Raw genomic sequence first — 25667 nt, forward strand, 5'->3', positions numbered from 1 at the left:
AATCATGCCGAGCTCCAATGGGCGGCCTCTCAACAGGCGACCCTTTGGGGACCGGCAGCCGGAACCCGTCATGCTTTGGCCGTTCAATCACTTCAGAAGACCCCGGGTGCCCGCGCGCAGCACCATTGAGACCATCTATGGCATGATCGTGACGCAGGCGCGAGAACCGTTGTTTTACCGTGACTTGGGCGTTCCGGACACGGTTAACGGCCGTTTTGACCTGCTTCTGATGCATCTGTGGCTGGTGCTGCGGCGCCTCAAATCCGTCGAGGGCGGCGTGGGGCTGTCCCAGGCGCTGTTCGATCATTTCTGCATCGATATGGACGACAATCTGCGCGAAATGGGCGTTGGCGATCTCACGGTGCCCAAGCGCATGCAGGCCTTCGGTGAAGCCTTCTACGGCCGCACCGCGGCCTATGATCTGGCGCTGACCGACAGCGAGGCGGCCCTGGCCGAGTCGTTCTGCAAGAACATCCTCAACGGTCAGAACATCGACAAGGCCCGCGAGCTCGCCGCCTACGCCCGGGAGGCGATCGAAGAGCTGGCGCGCGCCGATCTCGCGGCGTTGGCCAAGGGCGCGTGGCGCTTTCCGGTACCACAGGCTGCGGGGACGGCGGCATGAGCGGCGGCACCACAGGGCAGCCCGATGCACGGCGCGACCGCGACCCTTGGCGGGTTCTCGTCAATGTCGCGCAGATCCCGGAGACCGGCCTGCATCGCGAGATCGCGGCCGACGAGGCGGCGCGCAAGGCGATGGCCGAAGTTGCCGAGTTACGGGAAGTCGTCTCCGCGCATGCAGAGTTCGACCTGCAGCCCAAGCGCGACGGCAGCTACCACGTCACCGGCAGAGTTAAGGCCAGGATCGGGCAGACCTGCGTGGTGACGCTCGATCCGATCGAGAACGAGATCGATGAGCCGATCGATGTGGTGTTCGCGCCGCCCGAGCAGATTCCGCAAATGGCCGACCTGGTCGACGACGCCGATGACAGCGATGAGGAAACGCCGGACCCGCCGGAGCCGATCGTCGGCGGCTTCATCGACATCGGCCGGCTCGCCACCGATGCGCTGTTTCTCGGCATAGACCCGTATCCGCGCAAGGTGGATGCGGTCTTTGAACAGAAGGTTGAAGCGCCTGACCCGGAAAATCATCCTTTCGCGGCGCTGAAGGCGCTGAAGGAAAAGCCGGACGGCAAGAAGCCCAAGGGGAATTGAGGGTAGCCGGCGCCACATTTGCGGGGATGGCTTGCCTGCAAGCTTGCGCGAGCGGCGTTCCCGGTTACTTCAAATAAGCGTCACAATACATTGAAATACAATGTATTTCTGGTATGCTTTGATGTGTTGCGTGACGGTTCGGCAGCTGCCTCATTTGCGGTCAAGAGGTTGTGTCGGATCGAGGACACGCTATTGTCGCGGCCCGGCCGGGACGCGAGTTGGTGTTTCGCCGCGCGCCGTTGACGGCGGTGACTTCAAGCTCGCGGTCTTCGTCTGAAGGCTGCGGGAAAGCAGGCTTCCGGGACGTTCATGCCTCAAAAGGTTCGAATAGCGCTTGACGCCATGGGGGGCGATGTCGGCGCTTCCGTCGTCATTCCCGGCGCCGCAATCTCGTTAAGCCGTCATCCCGACAGCGAATTCCTGCTGGTGGGGGACCGGGCCCAGATCGAGCCGGAGCTCGCCAAGCATCCGGCGCTGAAGGCGGTATCGAAAGTGATCCATACCGACGTCGCCGTGAAGAACGATGAGAAGCCGAGCCAGGCGCTGCGGCGGACCCGCAGGGCGTCCTCGATGTGGCTCGCGATCGACGCCGTGAAGCATGGCGAGGCCGACGTTGCGGTCTCCGCCGGCAACAGCGGCGCGCTGATGGCGATGGGCAGCGTCAATCTGCGGACGCTGCCCGGTGTCGACCGCCCGGCGCTTGCGGCGGTGTGGCCGACGCTGCGCGGCGACTCTGTCGTGCTGGACCTCGGCGCCACGATCGGCGGCGACGCCCGCCATCTGGCGACGCTGGCGGTGATGGGCAGCGCCATGGCGAGCGTGCTGTTCAACCTCGAACGGCCGACTGTCGGCCTGCTCAATATCGGGTCCGAGGAGATCAAGGGGCACGGGGAAATCCGCGAGGCGGCGGAGATGCTGCGCGCGATGAACTCGACCCAGTTCAACTATATCGGCTTCGTCGAGGGCGACGCGATCGGCAAGGGTCTCGCCGACGTCATCGTGTCGGAAGGTTTCAGCGGCAACATTGCGCTCAAGGCCGCCGAGGGAACCGCGCGCCAGATGTTCACGCTGCTGCGCGAGGCCATGTCATCGAGCTGGCTGGCGCGGATCGGCTATTTGCTGGCCCGCGGCGCGTTCCAGAAGCTGCGCGACAAGCTCGATCCCAACAAGTCGAATGGCGGCCTGCTGCTCGGCCTGAAGGGCGTGGTGGTCAAGAGCCATGGCGGCACCAACGCGGAAGGCTTTGCCTATGCGGTGGATGTTGGCTATGAGATGGCCCACTTCGATCTCCTCACCAAGATCAATCAGATGCTCAATCGCGACGGCAGCGCCCTGGTGCAGGCGCAGACCGCGCAGGAGGCTGTCTCGTGACTGCTATACGTTCGGTAGTGCTCGGCTGCGGCTCATATTTGCCGGAGCGGGTTTTGACCAATGCCGAACTGGCCAGCCGGATCGACACGTCGGATGACTGGATCGTGCAGCGCACCGGCATCAGCGAGCGCCACATCGCGGCCGACGACGAATTCACCTCGCATCTTGCGATCAAGGCTGCGCAGGCCGCGCTCGCCCATGCGCAAGTTGATGCGCAGTCGATCGACCTGATCGTGCTCGCGACCTCAACGCCTGACAACACCTTTCCCGCCACCGCGGTCGCCGTCCAGCACGGGCTCGGCATCAACCATGGCGTCGCCTTCGACCTGCAGGCGGTCTGTTCCGGCTTCGTCTTCGCGTTGGCCACCGCCGATAATTTCCTGCGCGCCGGTACCCACAAGCGGGCGCTGGTGATCGGTGCCGAAACCTTCTCGCGCATCCTCGACTGGAACGACCGCGGCACCTGCGTGCTGTTCGGCGACGGCGCCGGCGCGGTCGTGCTGGAGGCGCAGCAGCACTCCGGCACCACCAGCGACCGCGGCGTGTTGACGACGCATCTGCGCTCCGACGGCCGCCACAAGGCCAAGCTGTTCGTCGATGGCGGGCCCGGCTCGACCAGGACGGTCGGGCATCTCCGGATGGAGGGCCGCGAGGTGTTCAAGCACGCCGTCGGCATGATCACCGACGTGATCGTCGACGCCTTCAACGCCACCGGCTTCACCGCCGAGGACATCACCTGGTTCATTCCGCACCAGGCCAACAAGCGAATCATCGATGCGTCGGCGCACAAGCTTCATATTGCGCCGCAGAAGGTGGTCCTGACGGTCGACATGCACGGCAACACATCGGCGGCCTCGATCCCGCTGGCGCTGTCGGTCGCCGTGAAGGACGGGCGCGTCAAGAAGGGCGATCTGGTGCTGTTCGAGGCGATGGGCGGCGGCTTCACCTGGGGCTCGGCGCTCGTGCGCTGGTAGCGCATCGCCAAAGAGTATCGACAGGTTGCTGGTATCTTTCCTGCACCCGGATGCTTGTCGCTGTTGACCATTGCGCGCTAAGCTTTTAATTTCAGTCAAGAAATTGTTCGCCGAGAGTGCGGGGCAGGCGATGACCACGGGAACCGGAAAAACAGTTACGCGCGTCGATTTGTGTGAGGCGGTCTACCAAAAGGTGGGTCTGTCGCGCACGGAATCGTCGGCATTTGTCGAGTTGGTGCTGAAGGAGATCACCGATTGCCTGGAAAAGGGCGAGACGGTGAAGCTGTCCTCGTTCGGCTCCTTCATGGTGCGCAAGAAGGGCCAGCGTATCGGGCGTAATCCCAAGACCGGCACCGAGGTGCCGATCTCGCCGCGGCGGGTGATGGTGTTCAAGCCGTCGGCGATCCTGAAGCAGCGGATCAATGGCCATGTCGTCACCAATGGCGACGGCAGCAAGGCCGACTAGAGCGTTTTCAAGCGAAGTGGATACCCGGTTCGCGTGAAGAAAACGCGGCAAAACTAGAATCCGGAGCCCCGTTCCGATTCAATCGGAACGGAAAAGGCTCCAGGCATTGAAGCCAGAGGAGCGGGCATTTGGACAAGGCGCCGGATGCGTTCCGTACCATCAGCGAGGTCGCTGATGAACTCGATATTCCCCAGCATGTGCTGAGATTCTGGGAAACGCGCTTCGCGCAGATCAAGCCGATGAAGCGCAGCGGCGGACGCCGCTATTATCGCCCCGACGACGTCGACCTGCTCAAGGGCATCCGCCGGCTGCTGTACGGCGAGGGCTACACCATCCGCGGCGTGCAGCGGATCCTGAAGGAGCACGGCATCAAGTCGGTGCAGGGCATCGCCGACCAGACCGCGGCGGTCTCGTTCGGCGCGGTCGAGGAAGCCGTCGGCAACAGCATGGCCGAGCCCGACGACCTCGAGAGCAGCGACGGCCTCGATTTCGACGGCGAGGAGGGCGACGGCGACGAGAAGGGAATCGACTACCGATTCGTCGATCCCGACGAGGATCCGATCCTGTCGACCTACAAGGCGCACGCCCAGCCGGGCAAGGCGCCCGCCGTGGCGCCGCCGGTTCGTCCCTCCGTCCCGTCAGTCGATCGGGAGCGACTCGAACGCGTGCTGCAGGAGCTGGTTGCCTGCCGGCAGATGATCGACGCGGCGATGAAGGACGGCTGAGGCAAGGACGCCTGCCAAGGGAACCGGCCTCGGAATACAGTCTTTGAGAGCCTGCCCCGCCTTGCGCGAACGCAGGATCGCAGCTAATGGAACGGCATCGGAGCGTGGCGCAGCCCGGTTAGCGCACTAGTCTGGGAGACTAGGGGTCGGAGGTTCAAATCCTCTCGCTCCGACCATTTTTCGGAACGTTCGGCGGCGTTCCTTCCGGCCGATGTGGCCGCGACTTCAGGCTTCGGCCTCCATCGCAACAATCAGGCAGGCCTTTTCCAGGCGGTTGGTGAGCATCGAAAGCTTGGCCGTGAACTCGGCCAGCTCCGGCTCGCTGAACTCCTCGAAGACGGTTTTCTTGAACGCCTTGTGCTGTTCGGCGAGGCCCGCGAGGTGCTTTTTGGTCTTGTCGGTCAGCGACAGGCGGACCACGCGCGCATCGGCCGGGGAGGGCGCGCGCCGCAGCAGCTCCTTCTGCTCGAGCAGCTTGGACTGCGTGGTCACGAACGACGGGTCGACGTGCAGCAGCTTCGACACCACGTTGATCGGCACGCCCTCATCCTTGTCGAGATCCGAGATCGCGATGAGAATCATCCATTGCGGACCGCTGACGCCAAGCGACCTGCCCCAGAACTGACGGACGCGCTCCAGATGCGAGTTGATGGCGGAAATCTCGAGCGTGAATCGCTTGATGATGTCGAGATGTTCGATGGCGCGCTGGCGCGTCGTATCCTTCCTTGTCACTGACACAGCTTCCTCTTCCCTCGGGCGCCGACTCAGCTTTGTGCTGATTTATTTCTTGTTTTCTGCGCTGCAGTACGTTTTTTCCCGCAAGCCGCCAACGAACGCAAGTGAACGTAAAGTAATTATGATGGTCGTGTGACGGTTGGACTATTTGCGGTGTGACAAGTTTTCTCAGGTAAGCAAAGGGCTTACAGGCAGCGTTGCCGGCGAGACACAGTGTGGCCGCATTCGCATTCCTGACTTTATAAACTATTTTGATTGGCGAACTCGCCAATGCATATTGAACCCGGCGGTAGGGGAATCTCGATCGTCCCGTTGCGGTGATCGTTCAAGTCCGTCGCACACCACAGATTGATCTGAGGGTGCGGGGTTTGGGGAAAACGGTCTTGGACAATGCGGGAGGATCACGGGGCGCTCGCGGCCTCGGACTCTCCGCATATGAGCAACTTGGAGGTTTAATATGAATTTGAAGAGCCTTATCCTGGGCTCGACGGCTGCGCTGGTCGCGGTCGGCGGGGCACAGGCGGCCGATCTTCCCGTCAAGGCCAAAGCGGTCGAGTACGTGAAGGTTTGCTCGCTTTACGGTCCGGGCTTCTACTACATCCCCGGCACCGACACCTGCATCAAGCTGGGCGGCTATGTGCGTGCTGACGTCGTGGTGAACGGCAACAGCGTGTACGGCGCGAACTACAACGGCGCCAGCGGTGCCAACAACCGTTTCACGAACGGCTACACCTGGCGTTCGCGTGAAGACTTCAACATCGATACGCGCACCGCGACCGAATACGGCGTGGTCCGCACCTATTTCGATGCGGTGTTCACCTGGACGTCCGACACCTATGCCGGCCAGGGCAACGGCTCGACCGTGTACTCGGCGATCGGCTCGTCTTCTGCGCCGAACAACGCAGGTTCGGGCAACGTCGCTGCCGGTACGGTCGGCGTCTACTATGCCTTCATCCAGTTCGCCGGCTTCACGATGGGTAAGGCGGTCTCGCAGTTCGCTGCCCCCTGGAACGGTTATCCGGGCAACAACTACGACGCGCTCGTCGGTGGCGTGAACACCACCAACGGCATCAACCAGTTCACCTACACCGCGCAGTTCGGCAACGGCGTGTCGCTCGCTCTGTCGGCGCAGGACCAGGTTGCCTACATGCAGGCTGGCGTGAACAACCTCGGTGTCGGTGGTGCTTACGGCTCCAGCGACTACGCCGGCACGATCGCTCCGGACTTCGTCGCTTCGCTCAAGGTCGACCAGGCTTGGGGTATCTTCCAGGCGTCGGTCGCCGCGCATGACAACCACGCTGCCTACTACGGCGGCACCGAGTTGACCGGTCATCCCGACGACAAGTGGGGTTGGGCTGGTGCGTTGGCCCTGTCGATCAAGAACATCCCGACCGGACCCGGCGACACCATCAACATCCAGGGCGTCTACACCGACGGTGCGACCCGTTACAACATCCAGGAACTGGCCAGCCAGGCCAGCTCGATCGCCATCTTCGGCGGTTCGAGCCTGCCGGGCGTCTATGGCAGCGTTGGCTTCGGAACGGCACCCGACACGGTGTTCGGCCCCGGCGGTCAGCAGCAGTCCATCAAGACCTGGGGTATGCGCGGTGCGTACACCCACAACTGGGATCCCTACTGGAACACCAGCTTGTACGGTGCGTTCGCCGCTGTCTCGTACAACGACGCGGCTAAGTCGCTCATCTGCGGCGTTGCTGGCGTCGGTGGTTCGTTCCGTGCCGCATTCGCTGGCGGCGCTGGCGTGACCGCCTGCAACCCCGACTACAACATCGCGCAGATCGGCGTGATCACCCGTTGGACCCCGGTCAAGAACCTGACCTTCTCGGCCGACGTGACCTACTCGCACCTCGATCAGAAGTATGCGGGCATCATCACCACATCGTCGACTGCTATCGGCAAGCCGACCGCGACCTACGAGCTGAAGGATCAGGACACTGTCCAGATGCTCTTCCGCGCTCAGCGCAACTGGTAATACCGGTTGATCTGATCACGATCCTACAGAACCCCGGCAGGCAACTGCCGGGGTTTTTTGTTTGCGGGAGATTCCGAGAAGAGCTGAGCTGCGTCCATTTCGGTCCACGCGAACGACGAAGACGAGCCATGCGATTCATCAGCCGCAAACTTATTTACTTACCTGATCTACTAAACTATATACGGCACGGCCAACACATTGAATGATGGCTCTTAGCTGGCTGCTAAGCCTCCCAAACCTCCGGCAATGCCCTGCCGGAGGTTTTTGATTCAAGGGGGCAGCCAGCGTCGACGATGGTGGCGCGCGCGGCCCGCGCAAGCTGCGGCTGGCGATCGGGTTGCCGTCGCCTTGCCGATTCGACGCCGTCAAGATTTGACGGAATCGATCCGCAGTGCATTCTCGCCATTCATGGGACGCTTCAAGAACAGCCGCCTGGCGCGCATGAGCAGCGGCCACTATTGCCTGATCCGGGATCTCGGTCTGGTGAAGGGCGGCAAGGGATTGCGGCACCATGAGGTGATCATCGATTTCTCGTGGCGCGGCCTGTTCAAGCTGGCCCTGAGCGCGGGTGCCGGCGTCCTGCGGCGGCGCGCATCCGTGCGCATCGAGACCGCCGAATAGCGCGGGCCGCATCATGACGCGGCGTGGCCTGCCGCCAACATGCACGCGATCATCGCGTGAGGCTCACGCGCTTCGCAAATAAGTATTCGAATTCGGGCGACCTGATCCCAGCATTGTCAGAGCTCCGCCTATGACGATCGCGCGCTGCCGCGCGCCGCGCTCTGCGATCAACGTGGTCCATCTGCGCAGGTGCTGTTGCGCTGCTTCGCTGGCATTACCTCGGCGGCCGCGGCCGCGGTGGAAATTCCGGCCGCGATCGCCATCAGCGTTGTCGCGACCAATCTGTTCAGGATGTGCACGATCATCGTCTCCTGTTGTCGATGTCGGATTGTTCGCAACGCGGAATGATCTCGTTACGCCGCCGCTGCTTCAATTTGCTGCAAGCGGCTCACTTGCGCGTGAGGAGGCGCCGTTGCTGGGCGACAATTCGGTGATGTAAGGTGCCGCAGCCAAGCGGTTGGGACTGCGATCCGCGCTCCGGCCGAAACAAAGAAGAACCAGGGCAAGAAAAATAAGGAAGGAACGGATCTCACATGAAGGATTTTGCCGGAAAGATCGCCGTCATCACCGGTGGCGGCACGGGCATGGGGCGCGAGCTGGCACGGCAGCTCGTTGCCGAGGGCTGCAATGTCGCGATGTGCGACGTCTCGGCCGAGGCGATGGCCGAGACCAAGCGGCTCTGCGAGGTCGAGAAGCTGCCGCAGGGCCTGCGCATCACGACGCACGTTGCCGACGTCTCGATCGAGGATCACTACAAGCGCTTTCGCGATGAGCTGATCGAGCAGCAGGCGACCGACAAGATCCACCTGCTGTTCAACAACGCCGGCATCGGTGGCGGCGGCAGCCTGTTCTCCAACACGCGCGAGCAGTGGGAGCGCACCTTCAACATCTGTTGGGGCGGCGTCTATCTCGGCGTCCGCACCTTCCTGCCGCTGTTGGTGAAGGCCGACGAGGCGCACATCGTCAACACCTCGAGCGTCAACGGCTTCTGGGCCTCGGTCGGCATGGGCGTGTCGCACACCGCCTACAGCGCGGCGAAATTTGCCGTGAAGGGATTCACCGAGGCGATGATCAACGATCTCCGCCTCAATGCGCCGCATGTGAAGTGCTCGGTCGTGATGCCCGGTCACATCGGCACCTCGATCGTGTCGAACTCGCGCAAGGTGCAGCTCGGCACCAGCTCCGATCACCTCACCGCTGACGAACTGACGCAAGCGCGTCAACGCCTGAAGGGGCAGGGCATCGACGTTGCCAAAATGTCGGATGCCGATATCCAGCAGCTTGCGCTAGACCGCGATCGCATTTTCCGCGACGAGGCGCCGACCTCGGCGGCGGCCGCCGCCAAGATCATCCTCGACGGCGTCAAGGCCGAGCGCTGGCGCATCCTGGTCGGCGACGACGCGCATCTGCTCGACGAGCGCGTGCGCAAGACTCCGGAACAGGCCTACACGCCGGAGTTCTACCAGAACATCGTAGCGGCAACCGGCTGGAAGGTCGGCTGAGCGACCGTCCCGCATCGCGTACGGGACGGCTTCACTCAAGGGCTACCCGCGCATCGCGCGCTGGCGCGAGCCCGCCTGATAAGCGAGGCGGTAATGCCCCGAGCAATAGGGCATGCCGCCGAGCGGCGTGTTGCCGCAAAAGCAGAAATCGTCGGCGCCCGGGGTGCTGATCGGCCAGCGGCAGCGCTGCTCGCTCAGCTCGAACAGCGAGCAATTGTTGGCGCTGACGATCGGTGCATCGTCGCAGGGCTGCTCGTAGACAGCCTGAAGCAACCGGAGCTGCTGCTTGGCGGTCGCCCGCTGCACGGCGTGCGCGGCGGATTTCTTGCGCCGGGCCCGTCGTTCGTCCGGCGTCGTACGCGTGAGGTTCAGCCGCGACAGCTTGCCGATCACCGCATTGCGGCTGACGCCGATATTGACGGCGATGTCGCGGCAGGAGAGGCCGGCTTCAAAGTAGATCTTGAGTTGGTCGACGCGCTCCGGCGTCCAGGTTGGTTCGATGGCAATCATCTGACGGTTCCACGTTCTGTGTTGAACCGCCGCGCCGGCACACGCCTGAGCTCACCACGCGATGACAAGCGATCGCGCTGTGATCTCATCCCCTTTTGAGCATGATCTCTTCGGAAAACCGGTCTCCACTTTTCCGGATCATGCTCTAGGGCGTGCGGTTGTTGTCGCGGATTGCAAGCAACCCGTCCTTGATGGCGAGCCGAATGCCTTCCTCGATCAATGTCCGTGCGACGCCCGGGACGCTCGTGCCGTGGGTGCCCTGTCTCACCAGCTTCTCGAGGTATCCGATGGTCGAGAGCGCCAGCGTGACCGGGACGCGGTCGGTTTCGGCCTTTTCCGTAGCCATGGTGAAACGCTTAACCCTGAACGCCTGTACTGAAAAGTATCTATTTAGAGTCTATTTAGGAATATGACGGTCCGTCAAGCCATGGACTGTAAAATACGGGCGGCCGCGCCCCGCCGCGCCGGAGGCCAGTTCCGGCGCGGTATTGTAGTCAGATTATCTTGAATAATGAGGGTGTTAGGACCGTAACTCGACCTTGACCGGGAACTTCTTGAGAAGCCGCTCAGCGGTCTCGGCCTTGTCCGGAGGCGCGCTCACGCTCAGGTACAGCCCGCGGGACGGATCGGTGACCGCCTCGACACTGACCGCGCCGGACAATCCTTCCAGCGCCAGCAGCTCGCGCGCGGCCTCGCCGGCGGCGATCTCGCGCAGCTTCGGCTTGAAGATCTTGCCGACAGGCGTGACCGGCATCTCAGGAATCACCGACACCACGCGCGGGCGCGCCGGCGGCTCCAGGATGTTGTCCTGCACGAAGGCTGCGAGCGCGTTCGGATCGATATGCGAGCCGGGCTGCGCCGAGACGAACAGCATCGGCACTTCGCCGGCGTAGGTGTCGGGACGTCCGACGGCCGCGGCAAGCGCCACGCCCGGGAAGGCCAGCGCGGCGTCCTCGATGGCGCGCGGATCGATGTTGTGGCCGCCGCGGATGATGACGTCCTTGGCACGGCCCATGATGTAGACGAAGCCGTCGGCATCGATCCGGCAGATGTCGCCGGTGCGCAGCCAGCCGTCGCGGAACGCCTCCTCGGTCTGCTTCTTGTCGACATAGCCGGCGAACACCTGCGGGCCCCTGGTCAGCAGTTCGCCGACCGGCGAGGGCCACGGCCCGGTGTGGAGCTTGCCGCCGTCGAGGATCGCAAGCTCGACCAGCGGATTGCGGGTGCCGACGCTTTCGGCGCGCGGCTTCACGCCGTGCACATCGTGAGTGATGGCGCCGGCGAGCTCGGTCATGCCGTAGAGCTGCTGGATGCAGGGGCCGCCCCAGGTCGCAAGATAACGCCGCTCGATCTCCGGTGGGCAGATCGAGGCGCCGGTGGCCGTGACACGCAGGGTCGAGATGTCGCTGTCCGCGACCGGGATATCGGCGAGGGCGCCGAGTATCGTCGGCACGTTGCCGGCGATGTTGATGCGGTACTTCTCGATGATCTGCCAGAAGTGCCGGACCAGCGCCGGATCGCGCGCGCCGGCGGGGCCGGGGATGACCATCGTCGTGCCGGCCGCCAGGGAATTGGCCGTGGTGCAGAACAGGCCGCCGACATGGAACAGGGGCATCGTGATCATCGCGCGCTCGCCGCGATGGAAATCGAGCGCCATCCGCGAGGATACCGTGGAGGCGACCATCGCGCGATTGGTGAGCCGCGCCACCTTGGGATGGCCGGTGGTGCCGCCGGTCGGCAGCATCACGGCGACGCGGTCGGCCTCGCTCATGTCCCTGGACCTGCCGTAGTCGTCGCGCCAGGCGGGATCAGGCCGCAGCACCTCGCCGTCGAAAGCGATGCTGCCGTCGAGCGGTACGATCACGATGCGCTTCAGGGACGGCACCTCGCGCTGCAGGCCCTCGACCCTCTCATAGAGCCCGCCCGGCATGCCCGGCGGCGGCGCCAGCAACAGCTTTGCGTTGATCGCGTTGAGCTGGGCGACGATCGCCTCGCGCGTGAACAGCAGGTTGAGCGGCTCGGCGACACCGCAGGCGGCAGCGCCGAAGATCGCGACGATGGTCGCGGGGCACGCCGGGAGCAGGACGGCCACCGCATCGTCCTTGCCGATGCCCTGCTTGCGGAAATAGGTTTCAGCGGCCTTGATGCAGCCCATCAAATGATCGTTCGAGATCACGGCCGGGTCGGGATCGAGCGGCGAGCGCAGATAGATCGCGGCTTCGGCGTCCGGCGCGCCCTGCGGGCCGCGGGCAATGAGGTCGAGGATGCGCGGGCAGGCGGCGAGCGTCTCCTGCATCTCCCGGTCGCGCGCAGCCTCGTCGGCCGGCGAAAGCCTGTCCTTCAGCATATCCGTCCCCGTCCATTCTTGTTCGTTGGGATGGGGATTGTATCGAGCCGTGCTCGCGGAACACAAGTGCGGCTTATCGACCGCCCATCAGCCGTGGACCACGGATTTGGCTATCATGCAGTGGATGCCCTTGGAGCCGTTGACCGTCTGCGTCACGCGCAGGTCGGCGGCCAGACTGCACAGCGTGTAGGCGTCCTCACGCGACAGATTGCGCTTCTCGCCGAGCAGCACGATCATGTCGCGCAGCGCCCGCACCACGCACTGGTCGAGATCGGGATCCATCGCCATGGTCATGTAATGGTCCACGGTCTCTGCGCGCGGATAGGCGAGCTTGATATCCTTGCGCAGTGTGAGGCGGAAGCGGCCGGTCAGCGCGGTCTCGATCGCGGTGACGCAGACCTCGCCGTCGCCCTGCACGCCATGGCCGTCGCCGCAGGAGAACAGCGCGCCCGGAACGAACACCGGCAGATAGAGCTTGGCGCCGGCGCCGAGCTCCTTGTTGTCGAGATTGCCGCCCATCGCGCGCGGGATCAGCGAGGAGATGCGGCCCCAGGCCGGCGGCGGCGACACGCCCATCACGCCGAAGAACGGCTTGAGCGGCAGATCGAGCCCCCAGGGCATGCGGCCGACCATGCGCCCGCGATCGAGCGGGATGTTGAGGACGCGTGTCTCGTGGAAATCGTCGGGCAGGGTACCGGACAATGGCTTGATCAGATTGTAACCCCAGTCCTGTCGCAGCTGAACGTCGAGAATATCGACCTCGAGTACGTCGCCGGGTTCGGCGCCGGCAACGGCGATCGGGCCGGTCAGAATATGTCCGGGTACCATCCGCTCGCACTTGGCATGGATGTCGTCGAGCTCCGGCGGAACGAAGAATTTGCCGCGGTCGGGCACCACGTCCGGGCCGCCGCTGACGGTCTCGATCGTGATCTCGTCGCCGCTCGCGACGGTCAGAACCGGTTTCAGCTTGGCTTCAAAGAAGCCCCAATGGCAGGTTTCGGGGCTCGACTTCAGATGATGATGGGTCATGTGACGGCTTTTGATTAGTTTCCCAGCAGCGTATGACGCTGTAGCAGAACTTCGCAGGGGCTTCTCTTGTTTTTTGTGCTCTCCAAGACGCTCGGCATCATGCTGCTGCCGATCAACTTCCTGATCGGTATCGGCGTGATCGGCACCGTGCTGTTGTCGACACGGTTTGCGCGCCTCGGTCGCAGGTTGATGGTTGCCGCGCTGCTGCTGCTTGCGATCTGCGGCTTCTCGCCGCTCGGCAATGTCCTGATCTCGACATTGGAGCAGCGCTTCCCGCCATGGGACGCCTCGCGCGGCGCGCCGGACGGCATCATCGTGCTCGGTGGCTCGATCGATGCCGATCTGTCGGTGGCGCATGGCACGCCGGTGGTGCGCAGCGCGGCCGATCGCGTCGTCGCGGCGGCGGCGCTCGCGCGCAGATATCCGAATGCGCGCCTTGTGTTCACCGGCGGCAGCGCGAACCTGATCTCGAACGATGCGCGCGAAGCCGACTATGCCGCCGAGATGTTCGAGGGTCTCGGCATTGCCAGGTCGCGATTGATCATCGAGCGCCGCTCCCGCAACACGGTGGAGAACGCCGAGTTCTCCAAGGCACTGGTCGATCCCAAGCCGGGCGAGCGCTGGCTGCTCGTCACCTCGGCCTACCACATGCCGCGTTCGGTCGGACTGTTCCGCAAGGCGGGATTCAACGTCGAGGCCTATCCGGTCGACTGGCGCGTCGGCAATGTCTTCAGCTTCGCGACGCTTGCGATCGAGGGCCTGTCGCGCACCGATCTCGGCACACGGGAGTGGATCGGGCTTCTGGCCTATCATCTGGCCGGCCGAACCGATGATTTGCTGCCGGGACCGGCCGCGCGCTGAGCCGCAGGCACTTGTCGCCTCCAACGGCCAATCCTAACATCTACGCAACGGGCGGCGCCAAGCCGCCGATCACGGGAGTTCACGCCATGCAACAGCAGACACCGCCGGAACAGTTCGACCTCGGCGCAATCGTCACTGATCTGAACAATCTGCTGCGGCTGAAGACCACGGTCATCGGCATCAAGATGTTCGCGCGCGTCGAGGAGATGGAGGCGATCCCGAAGATCCGCCGTCCGTCGGCGGTCCACACCACAGACCAGATCGTCAGCATGGCCTCGCGGCTCGGCTGGACCGTCGGCATCACCGGCGACGATCTGGTCGGCGCGCAATGCCGCGCGGTGATCGGGCTCGCGCCGCAGGACGAGAAGTGGCTTGCCGGCGAGAACTATGTCGGCGTCTGGCATGGCACCGCCGAAGACGCGCGAAAGCGCCAGGAGGCGCTCGATGTGGTGCCTTACGGCCAGTACCAGGCGATGGCGGTGAGCCCGCTGACCAGCGGCCGCCTCAATCCGCCCGACATCTGCCTCGTCTATGCGACGCCGGGACAGATGATCATCCTGATCAACGGGCTTCAGTATACCGGCTACAAGAAGTTCGAGTGGGGCGTGGTCGGCGAGACCGCCTGCGCGGATTCGTGGGGGCGGGCGCTGAAGACCGGCGAGCCGAGCCTGTCGCTGCCATGCTTCGCCGAGCGCCGCTACGGCGGCGTGCCCGACGAGGAGATGCTGATGGCACTGCCGCCGGCCTATCTGGTGAAGGCGATCGCGGGCATGAAGCAGCTTGCCAAGAACGGTTTGCGCTACCCGATCGCGCCCTACGGCATCCAGGCCGACGTGCGCGCCGGCATGGGCGTATCGTACAAGAAATAGCGCATTGCGTTGCCGCGCCCGCGATGACAAAAGGGCGCCCAATTCGCTGCGCAGGGAGCCTGATCCATGTCCTCGTCGAAACTCGACATCGTCGTCTACGGTGCGACCGGCTTCACCGGCCAGCTCGTCGCCGAATATCTCGCGGCGCATTATCGCGACGGCAGCCTGAAATGGGCGATGGCCGGGCGCAGCAAGGACAAGCTCGCCTCGGTACGCGACGCGATCGGCGCGCCCGCCGACACGCCGCTGATCGTCGCCGATGCCGGCGATGCCGCCTCGCTGAAGGCGATGCTGGCGCAAACCAAGTCTGTGATCTCGACGGTCGGACCGTATCAGCTCTATGGCAACGAGCTGATCGCGGCCTGCGTCGAAAGCGGCACCGACTATTTCGATCTCTGCGGCGAGCCGATCTGGATGCGGCAGATGATCGACAAATACGAAGCCGCCGCGAAGACGAGCGGCGCGCGCATCGTATTCTCCTGCGGCTTCGACTCGGTGCCGTTCGAGCTCGGCGCGTTCTTCGTGCAGGAGGAAGCGAGGCGCGTGTTCGGCGCGCCGGCGCCGCGCGTCAAGGGCCGCGTGCGCGACATGCGCGGTACGCTGTCCGGCGGCACCGCCGCGAGCGCCAAGGCGACGTTCGATGCGGTCGCCAAGGACCTCAGCCTGGTTGCGATCCTCAACAACCCGTTCGCGCTGACGCCGGGCTTCGAGGGTCCGAAGCAGCCGCGCGGCAGCAAGCCGGCCTATGAGGAGGATCTGCACTCCTGGACCGCGCCGTTCATGATGGCGCTGATCAATACGCGCAACGTCCACCGCTCCAACATGCTGATGGGCTTTCCCTACGGACGGGACTTCGTCTACGACGAGATGGTCCTGACCGGCCCGGGCGAGAAGGGCGAGGTCAACGCCAAGCGTGTGATGGCGCTGAATGCCGAGAAGACCGGCCCAAGCGCGCCGAAGCCGGGCGAGGGCCCGTCAAAGGAAGAGCGCGAGAACGGCCGCTACGATCTGCTCTATCTCGCGGTCGCGCCCGACGGGCGCATGGTCCGCGCCGGCGTCAAGGGCGATCGCGATCCCGGCTATGGCTCGACCTCGAAGATGATCTCGGAATGCGCAATCTGCCTGTCGCGCGACACGCCCGACGTTGCGCCCGGCTTCTGGACGCCGGGAGCCGCGATGCAGCACAAGCTCATCAAGCGCCTGGTCGATCACGCCGGGCTGACATTCGAGGTCGAGAAGTAGCGTCTCGCAATCTTGCTCGATGTCATCGCCCGGCTCGAACCGGGCGATCCAGTATTCCAGAGACCGTTGTGCCTGAGCGGATACGCCGCGGCGTACTGGATGCCCCGCTTTCGCGGGGCATGACAGTAACGGCTACGCCGCCGCCCGCGGATCATACGCGTACATGAAGTCCATGCCTTTGGACGACACCGGCAGCAGCAGCTTCAGGATATGATCGCGCAGCCAGGCGCCGGTCGGGCTGAACTCGCGCTTGCTGTTGCCGTTGCGGCGGGCGATCGCCACGATCTTCTCGGCGCGTGGACGCCGCTCGTGCTCGAAGGCCTGGAACGTCATGCCGAGCTCCTGGCCCTCGCGCATCAGGATCCCGAGCCGCAGCGCGTCCTCCAGCGCCAGCGATGCGCCCTGGCCGGCATGCGGGCTGGTGGCGTGCGCGGCGTCGCCGATCAACAGCGTGCGCTTGCGCGACCAGGTCGGCAGCGTCGCGACGTCGAGCGTATCGGTCACCACGATATTCTCGGCGGCCTCGATGATCTCGGGGATCGGCGCGTGCCAGCCGGCGTGGAAATCGCGCAGATGCTGCCTGATCGCGTCCTGGCTCTGCAACCGGTAGGCCGCCGCGGTCATGCCGTGCGACGGCTGCGTGCTCCACCACATCGCGCCCGTGTCCGGATCGGGGCTGCACATCCCATAGCCGAAGAAGCCGCTCTGCCCGAACGTGGTCGCCACCCGTTGGCCGATCGGCAGCTTCTCGATCACCGCGCGGGGCACGAATCCGCCGAAGCCGATCAGCCCGGTGTCGAACGGCGTCGGCCCATCCGGGATCACGTGGCGCCGTACCGCCGAGTGCACGCCGTCGGCGCCGATCACGAAATCGCCCTCGGCGGTGGTTCCGTCGTTGAAATAGGCGATCACGGGCTGGTCGCCGCGGTCCTCGATCTTGACCAGTTTCTTCTCAAAGAACACCGAGACGTTGGAAGCCCAGGCCTTGTCGATCAGCGTCTCGTTCAACGTCGCGCGGCACATGTTCACCGCGGGCTGGCCGAAGCGCTGCTGCATGTTCTGGTTGAGCGAGCCGAGCCTCTTGCCGCCCTGCGAATAGAAGTCGAAGGACTCCGCGATCGAGCCGTTGCGGATCAACTCGTCGGCGAGGCCGAGCTCCGCCAGCACATGCATGCCGTTCGGCGCGATCTGCAGTCCGCCACCGATTCCGGTGGAGTAGGGCCAGGCTTCATAGAGCTCAGCCTCGATGCCGGCGCGGGTCAGGAACATCGCGCTCACGGGACCTGCGATGCCGGCGCCGATGATCAGAGCTTTACGGGGACGAGAGGTCATGCCTTGCTCCATGCATCCGTGCGGGGTAGGAAAAGTCAGTTGCTAACTATCTTAGTATCTAAGATATAAGGCGAGTAAGATACAGGAGCCGCTTTGTCAAGTGCGAAGTCGCGTGCAGCGCTGATGCAGGAACTCGAGGAGGCGATGCGCCGGTCATCCGCGCAGGGCGTGATGTACGGCCAAGCCGTTGCGAACATGGCCGGAATTTCCAACTCCGACATGGAATGCATGGACATCCTGCATCTGGAGGGGCGCGTGACCGCCGGCCGTCTCGCCGAAGTCACCGGCCTGACCACCGGCGCGATTACCGGCGTGGTCGATCGTCTGGAGAAGGCGGGTTACGTGCGCCGCGAGCGGGACGAGAGCGACCGCCGCAAGGTCTTCATCTCGGTGGTGGAGGAAAAGGCGGCGGAGATCGGCAAGTTCTACGTGCCGATGCAGGAGGCGATGCTCAAGCTGTGGAGCGGCTACACCGACGACGAGCTGCGCTTGCTACTGCGCTTCGCCAACGACGGCTACAAGGGCGTGCTGGAAGCGACCGGAGCATTGAAGGCGGTGATCGACATGCCGCCGGAGCAGCGCGCCAGCCTCAAGATGCCGCCGAAGACTCGTCGATGATCCGTGCCGACGTCGCGCGATAGCGCTCTGCGGCCGCATACATGCCCCACATCGTACCCAGCATCATCCAGAAGTGCCGCCAATGGTCGGTATCGATGATGAAGCTTTCGCCGACGAAGCCGAGGAACGCCGAGAAGACCGCGAGATAGCCGCGCTGCCACGGCACCTGCAGATAGACGTAGCGGAAGCCGATGATCGCGGTGACGAGCACCAGCGCCGGATAACAGATGCCGGAGATCCAGCCGCCCGACATGAAGGCGTTGAGATAGGAATTGTGGGTGTCCTCGGGGAAGTAGGTGTGGAATTGCAGCGGCCCGATGCCAAACGGCAGCTCGAGCGCCATCTGGGCGCCGAGGATGTGGCGGCCGAACCGGCCGAAGCGGCCTTCGTCATAGCTCTGGTCGAAGCTGGCGCGCTGCTTGAACATGTCGGCGACCGAGCCGATCGAGAGCAGCACCGCGATCAGCGCCACGGCCAGGATCGCGGCGATCAAGGTCATCACGATGATGCGCGAGCGCTGCGCCTGCGAGCGGCTGGTGAACACCATCAGCGCCAGCATGAAGGCCGCGGTGATCACGAGGCCGCCCCAGGCGGCGCGCGAGAACGACAGCAGGATCGCGAGCGAGATGATGCCGAAGGCGATCGCGTTGCGGAACGCCTTGCCGAAGCGGTCGGAGACGACGCTCTGCAGCGTGAACAGCGCCGGCAGGATCAGGAAGGCGCCGAGCACGTTCGGATCCTTGAAGGTGCCGCGGGCGCGATCGTACAGCGTCAGCAGGTCGTAGCCGCCGGGCACCAGACGGAAGTAGCCGGCGATGCCCGCGAGCGAGGCGATCATCGCGCCGACGATCAGGCCGCGGCGCAGCATGTCGAGGCGGGCTTCGGTGTCCTCCGACATCACCATCGCGAAGAAGATGACGGTGACGGCCATGTACCAGGAGGTGAGCACCCAGTTCACCACCTCCGGCTTGTCGAGGAACGGTATCGCGCCGATGCTGTAGCCGACATTGAGCACGATCAATGTGAACAGCAGCGGCATGAACACGAGCCGCATGCGCAGGCCCGTGGCGAAGAACAGCACGCAGGCGGTCAGCGTGACGAGCTCATACGGGCTCGGCTCGATGAACACGATGGCGCCGGACGCGCCGGCCAGCCACACCAGCGCCCGCTGCAGCGCCAGCACGCCCGTTGGTGCCGATGTCAGCGAATGGGACGTCCCGGCTGTCGCCGCATAGGCCATGGGATACTCACGCAACGCAACAGATACATACGTTTGTCATTGCCCGCGCAACGACGGCAATTGGCTGAATTCTCAGTACGCGTTCTCGCTCTTGGTCAGCAGCGAGAACGGGGTCTTGAGCAGGATGTAGAGGTCGAACAGCACCGACCAGTTTTCGATGTAGTAGAGGTCATATTCGACGCGCTTCTGGATCTTCTCGTCGGTGTCGACTTCGCCGCGCCAGCCGTTGATCTGCGCCCAGCCGGTGATGCCGGGCTTGACGCGGTGGCGGGCGAAGTAGCCGTCGACCGCCTCATCGAACAGGCGGTTCTCCAGTTTGCTCTGCACGGCGTGCGGCCGCGGGCCGACCAGCGAGAGATTGCCCTTCAGCACGACGTTGAACAGCTGCGGCAGTTCGTCGAGCGAGGTCTTGCGGATGAAGCGGCCGACGCGGGTGACGCGCGGATCGTTCTTGGTCACCACCTTGGAAGCGGTGGGATCGGCCTGGTGGTGGTAGAGCGAGCGGAATTTGTAGACGTCGATCCGCTCATTGTTGAAGCCGAAGCGCTTCTGGCGGAACAGCACCGGGCCGGGGCTGTCGAGTTTCACCGCGAGCGCCACCAGTCCCAACACCGGCAGCGCGGCAAGCAGGGCCATGCCGCCGACCACGCGGTCGAACAGCCATTTCAGCACCAGATCCCAGTCGGTGATCGGCGCCTCGAACATATCGAGCGTCGGCACCTTGCCGATATAGGAATAGGAACGGGGGTGGAAGCGCAGCTTGTTGGTATGGGCCGACAGGCGGATGTCGACCGGCAGCACCCAGAGCTTCTTCAGCATTTCCAGGATGCGGGTCTCCGCCGAGATCGGCAGCGCGAACAGCACGAGGTCGACGCGGGTGCGGCGGGCGAATTCGACGATGTCGTCGATCTTGCCGAGTTTCGGTGAGCCGGCGCAGGTATTGGTGGCGCGATCGTCATTGCGGTCGTCGAACACGCCGAGCAAATGGATGTCGGAATCATCCTCGGCGTTCAGCGCCTCGATCAGCTGCTCGCCGTTATGGTCGGCTCCGACGATGATGGTGCGGCGGTCGAGCCGGCCGTCATGCGCCCAGGCGCGCACCATCGATCGCAGCAGCAGCCGTTCGGCGATCAGGACCGCAAGGCCGACGCAGAAGAACGACGACAGCCAGACCCGCGAGACTTCGCCGCCGAGCTTGACCAGGAAGGAGATGCCGATGAACAGCAGGAATACGAAGGCCCATGACGAGATCATGCGCGTCATCTGGCGAAGCTGGCCGCGGAAGATCTGCACCTGGTAGATGTCGGCGGCCTGGAAGCAGACCACGGCGGCAGCCGACATGCCGAGGATCGATGCGATGTATCCCCAGTGAATGCTCCCGCCGGCGAGCGGCCTGACATAGGCGAGATAAAGCCCGACGCCGACCAGGCTGAGCAGCACGAAGTCGGCGAGGCGAACCACGCCGGCGATCACGACCGGCGAGTAAGCGCCGCGAACCTTCTGGTTGGTAACGGCGAGCGCGGCCGGCGAAAGGCGCCGGCGCCGTTCGATCTGCGGCTGAGCGGCCGGCGCAGACGCAGCGGCATCCAGCATCGAGCGTGCGTTAAACGGTTCCACAAGTCCACGTCCATTCCTGCGCATGCAGATGGGCATCCGCGCGCAGCACGAAAATTCCCCCGGACGTGACTTAAGGGGACAAATCGGAAGAAACGGTTACGTGTGCAAGAAGTGGTTAACGTTTGGCAAATGCGTCGCGGTAGCCGGCCAGCACACCTTCGACCATCGCGTCCTGCGAGAAATGTTCCGAAATCCGCTCGCGCAGTCTGGCGGCGCGCGCCGCGGTCGCGGCGGGATTGTCCAGCGCGGCCTTGATCGCGTCGGCCATCGCCCCGGCATTGCTCGGCGCGAACAGGGCGTCGGTGTGGGTATCGAAGATCTCGGGGATGCCGCCGACATCGGCGGCGATCATCGGAACGCCGGCGGCTGCGGCCTCGATCACCACATAGGGCATCGAATCGCCGCGCGAGGGCACCACCAGCAGGCTGCCCTTGGAGAAACCGTAGCGCGCCTTGACGTGACCGATGAAGCGGACGGCCTCACCGAGCGACAGTCGCTTCACCTGCTCCTTGAGGCGCTCGAATTCCTCGCCGTCGCCGCCGAGCGTCAGCGTCACCGGCTTGCCCTCGGCGCGCAGCTTGGCCACCGCGTCGATCAGGAGATCGGCGCCCTTGATGCGCCGGAACTCGCCGACATAGGCCACATCGGTGGCGTCGTCGGCGCCGGGGACCGGTTCGAATTCCTCCGCGGTGACGCCGTTGAACACGCAGCGCACGAGGCCTGCCGGCTTGCCGACGGTGCGCTGATAGGTGTCACGTGCAAACGCGCTCTCGAACAGGAACAGGTCGGTGCTGTTCATCAGGGTGCGCTCGAGCTGGCTGTAGAAGCGGCCCTTCCAGGTGTCGAGCGGGTAGTGCAGCGAGCCGCCATGCGGCGTGTAGACCCGGATCACCTTGCTCGACCGCCGCCGAAGCCGGACATATGCGCCGGCCTTGGCGCCATGGCCGTGCACGACATCGGGTTTCAGTTTGCGGATCAGGCCGGCGATGTGGGCCCAGACCATGAAGTCGGCGAAGCGCGGCTCGCGGCGTATCGCCACCCGGTGGACGCCGAGCTTGAGCCGCGGCTCGATCTCGGCAAGCGCCGCGTCGGCCCGCGCGCCGCCGGTCAGGCTGTCGGCGACGATTCCGACATGATGGCCGCGTTCGATCTGGCCGTTGGCGACATCGAGGATATGACGAATGATGCCGCCGACCGGGGCACGGACGACATGCAGGATGCGGAGCGGCGGTTGCTGATTTTGATCCTGCGCCATCGGTCAGAACCAGCGCTCGCCGACGAACACGGTGTCGCCGGGGCCGATCGGCGTGCCCAGCGGAGCGACGAAGCGGCCCGCGCCGGATGTATCGGTGTGGGTGAGGGTGACCTCGTCGCGCCTGGCGCGCGGCGAGAAGCCGCCGGCGATCGCAACCGCGCTTTCGACCGTCATGTTGGGCACATAGGGATATTGGCCGGGGGCCTGGACTTCGCCGAGGATGAAGAACGGCCGGTAGGCCTCGATCTCGACCGCCACGGACGGCTCGCGGATGAAGCCGTTGCGCAGCCGTGCGGTGATCTCGGCGGCGAGCCGGGCAGGGGTGCGGCCGCGCGCCGGCACCGAGCCAATCAGCGGCATGGTGATCGCGCCGGCGGCGTCGATCGCATAGGCGTTGGTGAGCCCTTCCTGGCCATAGACCACGACCCGGAGCTTGTCGCCGGGGCCGAGATTATAGCCCTCGCGCGTCGGTGCGGGCTCGGAATAGGCAACGGGCGCAGCATACGCCATCGAATCGAGGCTGGGGTCACCGGCGACCGGCGACGTTCGGCCCATGCAGCCCGACAGCGCGAGCGCAGCGACCAGGCAAATAAGGGGAGCGCGCAGATCGCGCATGTGAGGAATCCCGCGACAATATCGGCCTCGATTAACGGCACTCGTGGTTAACAAAGAATGACGGGAAGGGTGGTGGCCGCGATGTCCGTCAACCCCGCCGATTAACCCAGCGGCAACCTTAATGGACTGTAATCGCCCCATTGCGATGGAGTCGCGGCGTCCGCGGGAGTTCGTTATGCGTTTTGCATTCTGGCGTAGAGGCAAGGATAAGGCCGTCGTGCAACGGGCGTTGCCGAAGTCTGCGCCCGTCGCCGACGAAGCTGCCGTGAAGCCGGCTGCGCCCAAGCCTGCTTCAGACAAGCCTGCGCCTGACAAGCCGGCGCGTCCGGCGGAGGCGGCCGATCTCGACCTGCACGTGCTCGGCCGCGCGCTGGCGCGCAAGCGCGGCTGGATCATCGTGCCGACGGTGCTGGTGTTCGCGTTGTCGCTCGCCGCGGTCAACGTCGTGACGCCGCGCTACAAGTCGGAAGCGCGAATCCTGATCGACAATCGCGAGAACGCCTTCCTGCGTCCGAACGGCGAGCGCGACCTTGAGCGCACATCGCTCGACGCCGAAGCGGTGACGAGCCAGGTGCAGTTGTTGCTGTCGCGCGATCTCGCGCGCGACATCATCAAGAAGAACAAGCTGGCCGAGCGTCCGGAGTTCGATCCGGTGCTGCGGGGCTTTTCGCCGCTGAAGTCGCTGCTGGCGCTGTTCGGCATCGGCCGTGACCCGTTCAGCCTGACGCCGGAAGAGCGGGTGCTTGATTCCTACTACGAGCGCTTCCAGGCCTTTGCGGTCGACAAGTCGCGCGTCATGGTGATCGAGTTCCAGTCCGAGGATCCCGAGCTTGCGGCGCGCGTCGCCAACTCGATCGCGGACGGCTATCTCGTGCTGCAGCAGGCCGCGCGGCAGGACCAGGCCAAATCCGCCAGCGCCTGGCTGCTCGGCGAGATCGACAAGCTGCGCACCAAGGTCGCGGACGCGGATTCGCGCGTCGAGGAATTCCGCTCGAAGTCGAGCCTGTTCGTCGGCACCAACAACATCCCGCTGTCGAACCAGCAGATGGGTGAGCTGAACACGCAGCTCAACAATGCCCGCGCGCTGAAGGCGGATGCCGAGACCAAGGCGCGGCTGATCCGCGAGATGCTTCAGGGCGGCAAGCCGATCGAGGCGTCGGAGGTGCTCAACTCCGAGCTGATCCGCCGGCTCGCCGAACAGCGCGGCACGCTGCGCGCGCAGCTCGCCGAGCAGTCCTCGACGCTGCTCGACAACCATCCGCGCATCAAGGAATTGAAGGCGCAGATCGCCGATCTCGACCGGCAATTGCGCGAGGAAGCCGGCAAGGTTTCGCGCTCGCTGGACAATGACGCCCGCGTCGCCGATGGCCGCGTCATGGCGCTGCAGGCGAGCCTCGACCAGTCGAAGAAGCAGGCGTCGTCGAGCAATAGCCAGGACGTGCAGCTGCGCGGGCTGGAGCGTGAGGCCAAGGCGCAGCGCGACCTGCTGGAGGCCTATCTCGCCAAGTATCGCGAGGCGACGGCGCGCGAGAACATCGAGGCCGCGCCGACCGACGGCCGTATCATCTCGCGCGCCTCGGTTTCGAATACGCCGGCCTATCCGAAGAAGCTGCCGATTGTGCTGATCGCGACGTTGGCGACGCTGCTGTTGTCGTCCGGCATCATCATCACCGGCGAGCTGCTGCGCATCTCCGCGCCCGGTGCGGTTGGCCGCGCCTTCGCGCCGGCGGCCGCCGTGATCAGGCGCCGCGAGCCGGTCATGGATGCCGCAACCGTGGACCAGCCCGCGCCGGCGCTGCCGCCTGAACCGGTACTCGCATCGCCGGTCGCGCCGAGGCCGGCGGTGGAGCCCGAACTGCCGCTGGAGCCTGCGGCTCCCTATGAACCTGCGCCCAGCGAGCCGCAGCCTGCGTCCGCCCAGACCGCCGACGAGATCGATGAGCTCGCCGAGCGCCTCGTCGCCGCCGGTCCCGCCGCCCACAAGGTCACCGTGCTCGGCCCCGCCGCGGTTGAGAGCGTCACGCTGACCGCCCTGACGCTGGCGCGTCTGATGGCGCGCCAAGCCAAGGTCGTCGTCATCGATCTCGTCGCGTCCTCGTCGGTGTTGACGTCGGCGACCGTCGATCCCGCGGCGCCCGGACTTGCCGAATTGATGCAGGGCGAGGCGACCTTCGCGCAGATCATCACCAAGGATCGGCAGTCGCGCGTTCAGATCGTCAGCGCCGGCCGTCCGGGCTTCGATCGCTCGCATCTGCAGTCGCCGCGGCTCGCACTTGCGATCGACGCGCTGCTCAGGGTTTACGATCACGTGCTGCTCGACGCCGGTTCGGCCGTCGACCTGCCGGCCGAACTGCTGACCGCGAAGGCGCAGGCGGTCGTCGTGCCGGACGCCGCCATGGCGCAGGATGCCCGCCGCTCGATGGTCGAGCAACTCAGGGCGGTCGGCTTCGCCGAAGTGACGATGCTGAGCAAGCCCTGCGCGGCGTCGGAAGCGGTCGCGAGGGGCCCGCGGGTGGTGGCCGCCTGAGCGCCACCG

General features: G+C 64.8%; 25 protein-coding genes and 1 tRNA gene. 15 read left to right on the forward strand and 11 right to left on the reverse strand.

Features of this window, described 5'->3' with window-relative positions:
- Window positions 1–70 precede the first annotated feature (70 nt).
- The 7 genes from AC1VNY_RS06650 to AC1VNY_RS06680 all read left to right on the forward strand — a co-directional run bounded on the left by AC1VNY_RS06650 (window position 71) and on the right by AC1VNY_RS06680 (window position 4924).
- Entirely contained in the window at window positions 71–622 is a 552-nt protein-coding gene (locus AC1VNY_RS06650) for a ubiquinol-cytochrome C chaperone family protein (protein ID WP_482404574.1), read from the forward strand.
- Entirely contained in the window at window positions 619–1212 is a 594-nt protein-coding gene (locus AC1VNY_RS06655; protein ID WP_482404575.1) for a YceD family protein, read from the forward strand. The genes AC1VNY_RS06650 and AC1VNY_RS06655 overlap by 4 nt, the downstream gene beginning before the upstream one ends.
- Before the next feature lie 309 nt (window positions 1213–1521).
- Window positions 1522–2583, forward strand: a complete 1062-nt coding sequence (plsX, locus tag AC1VNY_RS06660) for a phosphate acyltransferase PlsX (protein ID WP_482404576.1) — start codon at window positions 1522–1524, stop codon at window positions 2581–2583.
- Complete coding sequence (locus AC1VNY_RS06665; protein WP_482404577.1) at window positions 2580–3557, forward strand: beta-ketoacyl-ACP synthase III; 978 nt, start codon at window positions 2580–2582, stop codon at window positions 3555–3557. Before plsX ends, AC1VNY_RS06665 begins: the two co-directional genes overlap by 4 nt.
- A 130-nt stretch (window positions 3558–3687) precedes the next feature.
- Window positions 3688–4023, forward strand: coding sequence for an integration host factor subunit alpha (locus tag AC1VNY_RS06670; RefSeq protein ID WP_035631661.1), 336 nt, complete (start codon window positions 3688–3690; stop codon window positions 4021–4023).
- Window positions 4024–4151: 128 nt separating this feature from the next.
- Complete coding sequence (locus AC1VNY_RS06675) at window positions 4152–4748, forward strand: MerR family transcriptional regulator (RefSeq protein WP_461191643.1); 597 nt, start codon at window positions 4152–4154, stop codon at window positions 4746–4748.
- Window positions 4749–4846: 98 nt separating this feature from the next.
- Window positions 4847–4924: transfer RNA gene (locus AC1VNY_RS06680), tRNA-Pro, on the forward strand.
- Between the two features lie 49 nt (window positions 4925–4973).
- On the opposite strand, the gene AC1VNY_RS06685 is transcribed toward AC1VNY_RS06680, so the two are convergent.
- Window positions 4974–5486 carry a MarR family winged helix-turn-helix transcriptional regulator gene (locus AC1VNY_RS06685; RefSeq protein WP_482404578.1) on the reverse strand — a complete coding sequence of 171 codons (513 nt, stop codon included), beginning with the start codon at window positions 5484–5486 and terminating at the stop codon, window positions 4974–4976.
- A 454-nt stretch (window positions 5487–5940) separates the two neighbouring features.
- Between AC1VNY_RS06685 and AC1VNY_RS06690 the strand changes: the two genes are divergently transcribed.
- The gene (locus tag AC1VNY_RS06690; RefSeq protein WP_482404579.1) at window positions 5941–7473 is read left to right on the forward strand and encodes a porin; all 1533 of its coding nucleotides are present in this window, start codon (window positions 5941–5943) and stop codon (window positions 7471–7473) included.
- Between the two features lie 441 nt (window positions 7474–7914).
- A complete protein-coding gene (locus tag AC1VNY_RS06695; RefSeq protein WP_304500318.1) occupies window positions 7915–8094 on the forward strand; it encodes a hypothetical protein in 180 nt (59 codons plus the stop codon).
- 167 nt (window positions 8095–8261) lie between these two features.
- Here AC1VNY_RS06695 and AC1VNY_RS06700 read toward each other — a convergent pair whose 3' ends face one another.
- The gene (locus tag AC1VNY_RS06700; RefSeq protein WP_482404580.1) at window positions 8262–8399 is read right to left on the reverse strand and encodes a hypothetical protein; all 138 of its coding nucleotides are present in this window, start codon (window positions 8397–8399) and stop codon (window positions 8262–8264) included.
- Window positions 8400–8627: 228 nt separating this feature from the next.
- On the opposite strand from AC1VNY_RS06700, the gene AC1VNY_RS06705 reads away from it, so the two are divergent.
- A complete protein-coding gene (locus tag AC1VNY_RS06705) occupies window positions 8628–9596 on the forward strand; it encodes an SDR family oxidoreductase (protein ID WP_370168103.1) in 969 nt (322 codons plus the stop codon).
- Window positions 9597–9638: 42 nt separating this feature from the next.
- Here AC1VNY_RS06705 and AC1VNY_RS06710 read toward each other — a convergent pair whose 3' ends face one another.
- The 4 genes from AC1VNY_RS06710 to AC1VNY_RS06725 form a co-directional block, all read right to left on the reverse strand.
- Window positions 9639–10106, reverse strand: coding sequence for a GcrA family cell cycle regulator (locus tag AC1VNY_RS06710; protein WP_482404581.1), 468 nt, complete (start codon window positions 10104–10106; stop codon window positions 9639–9641).
- A gap of 145 nt (window positions 10107–10251) precedes the next feature.
- Entirely contained in the window at window positions 10252–10452 is a 201-nt protein-coding gene (locus AC1VNY_RS06715) for a hypothetical protein (RefSeq protein ID WP_482404582.1), read from the reverse strand.
- Window positions 10453–10626: 174 nt separating this feature from the next.
- The gene (locus AC1VNY_RS06720) at window positions 10627–12453 is read right to left on the reverse strand and encodes an AMP-binding protein (protein WP_482404583.1); all 1827 of its coding nucleotides are present in this window, start codon (window positions 12451–12453) and stop codon (window positions 10627–10629) included.
- Between the two features lie 87 nt (window positions 12454–12540).
- Window positions 12541–13482, reverse strand: a complete 942-nt coding sequence (locus tag AC1VNY_RS06725) for an acetamidase/formamidase family protein (RefSeq protein ID WP_482404584.1) — start codon at window positions 13480–13482, stop codon at window positions 12541–12543.
- A gap of 66 nt (window positions 13483–13548) precedes the next feature.
- Here AC1VNY_RS06725 and AC1VNY_RS06730 point away from each other — a divergent pair, with 66 nt between their 5' ends.
- The 3 genes from AC1VNY_RS06730 to AC1VNY_RS06740 all read left to right on the forward strand — a co-directional run bounded on the left by AC1VNY_RS06730 (window position 13549) and on the right by AC1VNY_RS06740 (window position 16454).
- The gene (locus AC1VNY_RS06730; RefSeq protein ID WP_482404585.1) at window positions 13549–14343 is read left to right on the forward strand and encodes a YdcF family protein; all 795 of its coding nucleotides are present in this window, start codon (window positions 13549–13551) and stop codon (window positions 14341–14343) included.
- Between the two features lie 86 nt (window positions 14344–14429).
- The gene (locus AC1VNY_RS06735; protein WP_038385424.1) at window positions 14430–15212 is read left to right on the forward strand and encodes a DUF169 domain-containing protein; all 783 of its coding nucleotides are present in this window, start codon (window positions 14430–14432) and stop codon (window positions 15210–15212) included.
- Between the two features lie 66 nt (window positions 15213–15278).
- The gene (locus AC1VNY_RS06740) at window positions 15279–16454 is read left to right on the forward strand and encodes a saccharopine dehydrogenase family protein (RefSeq protein WP_482404586.1); all 1176 of its coding nucleotides are present in this window, start codon (window positions 15279–15281) and stop codon (window positions 16452–16454) included.
- Between the two features lie 132 nt (window positions 16455–16586).
- Here AC1VNY_RS06740 and AC1VNY_RS06745 read toward each other — a convergent pair whose 3' ends face one another.
- Window positions 16587–17786 (reverse strand): FAD-dependent oxidoreductase, encoded by a 1200-nt coding sequence (locus AC1VNY_RS06745; protein ID WP_482404587.1) that lies wholly within the window; start codon window positions 17784–17786, stop codon window positions 16587–16589.
- 123 nt (window positions 17787–17909) lie between these two features.
- Between AC1VNY_RS06745 and AC1VNY_RS06750 the strand changes: the two genes are divergently transcribed.
- Entirely contained in the window at window positions 17910–18404 is a 495-nt protein-coding gene (locus AC1VNY_RS06750; protein ID WP_155258446.1) for a MarR family transcriptional regulator, read from the forward strand.
- On the opposite strand, the gene AC1VNY_RS06755 is transcribed toward AC1VNY_RS06750, so the two are convergent.
- The 4 genes from AC1VNY_RS06755 to AC1VNY_RS06770 all read right to left on the reverse strand — a co-directional run bounded on the left by AC1VNY_RS06755 (window position 18376) and on the right by AC1VNY_RS06770 (window position 23131).
- Window positions 18376–19644 carry an O-antigen ligase family protein gene (locus AC1VNY_RS06755; RefSeq protein WP_482404588.1) on the reverse strand — a complete coding sequence of 423 codons (1269 nt, stop codon included), beginning with the start codon at window positions 19642–19644 and terminating at the stop codon, window positions 18376–18378. The genes AC1VNY_RS06750 and AC1VNY_RS06755 overlap by 29 nt on opposite strands.
- A 72-nt stretch (window positions 19645–19716) precedes the next feature.
- Window positions 19717–21261: an undecaprenyl-phosphate glucose phosphotransferase gene (locus AC1VNY_RS06760; protein WP_482404589.1), complete on the reverse strand. Its 1545-nt coding sequence runs from the start codon at window positions 21259–21261 to the stop codon at window positions 19717–19719.
- A 115-nt stretch (window positions 21262–21376) separates the two neighbouring features.
- Complete coding sequence (locus AC1VNY_RS06765) at window positions 21377–22516, reverse strand: glycosyltransferase family 4 protein (RefSeq protein ID WP_482404590.1); 1140 nt, start codon at window positions 22514–22516, stop codon at window positions 21377–21379.
- Window positions 22517–22519: 3 nt separating this feature from the next.
- Window positions 22520–23131 (reverse strand): polysaccharide biosynthesis/export family protein, encoded by a 612-nt coding sequence (locus AC1VNY_RS06770; protein WP_482404591.1) that lies wholly within the window; start codon window positions 23129–23131, stop codon window positions 22520–22522.
- A 175-nt stretch (window positions 23132–23306) separates the two neighbouring features.
- Between AC1VNY_RS06770 and AC1VNY_RS06775 the strand changes: the two genes are divergently transcribed.
- Window positions 23307–25658, forward strand: a complete 2352-nt coding sequence (locus tag AC1VNY_RS06775; protein WP_482404592.1) for a GumC family protein — start codon at window positions 23307–23309, stop codon at window positions 25656–25658.
- Window positions 25659–25667: the final 9 nt, after the last annotated feature.

The organism is Bradyrhizobium ferriligni, assembly GCF_056837965.1.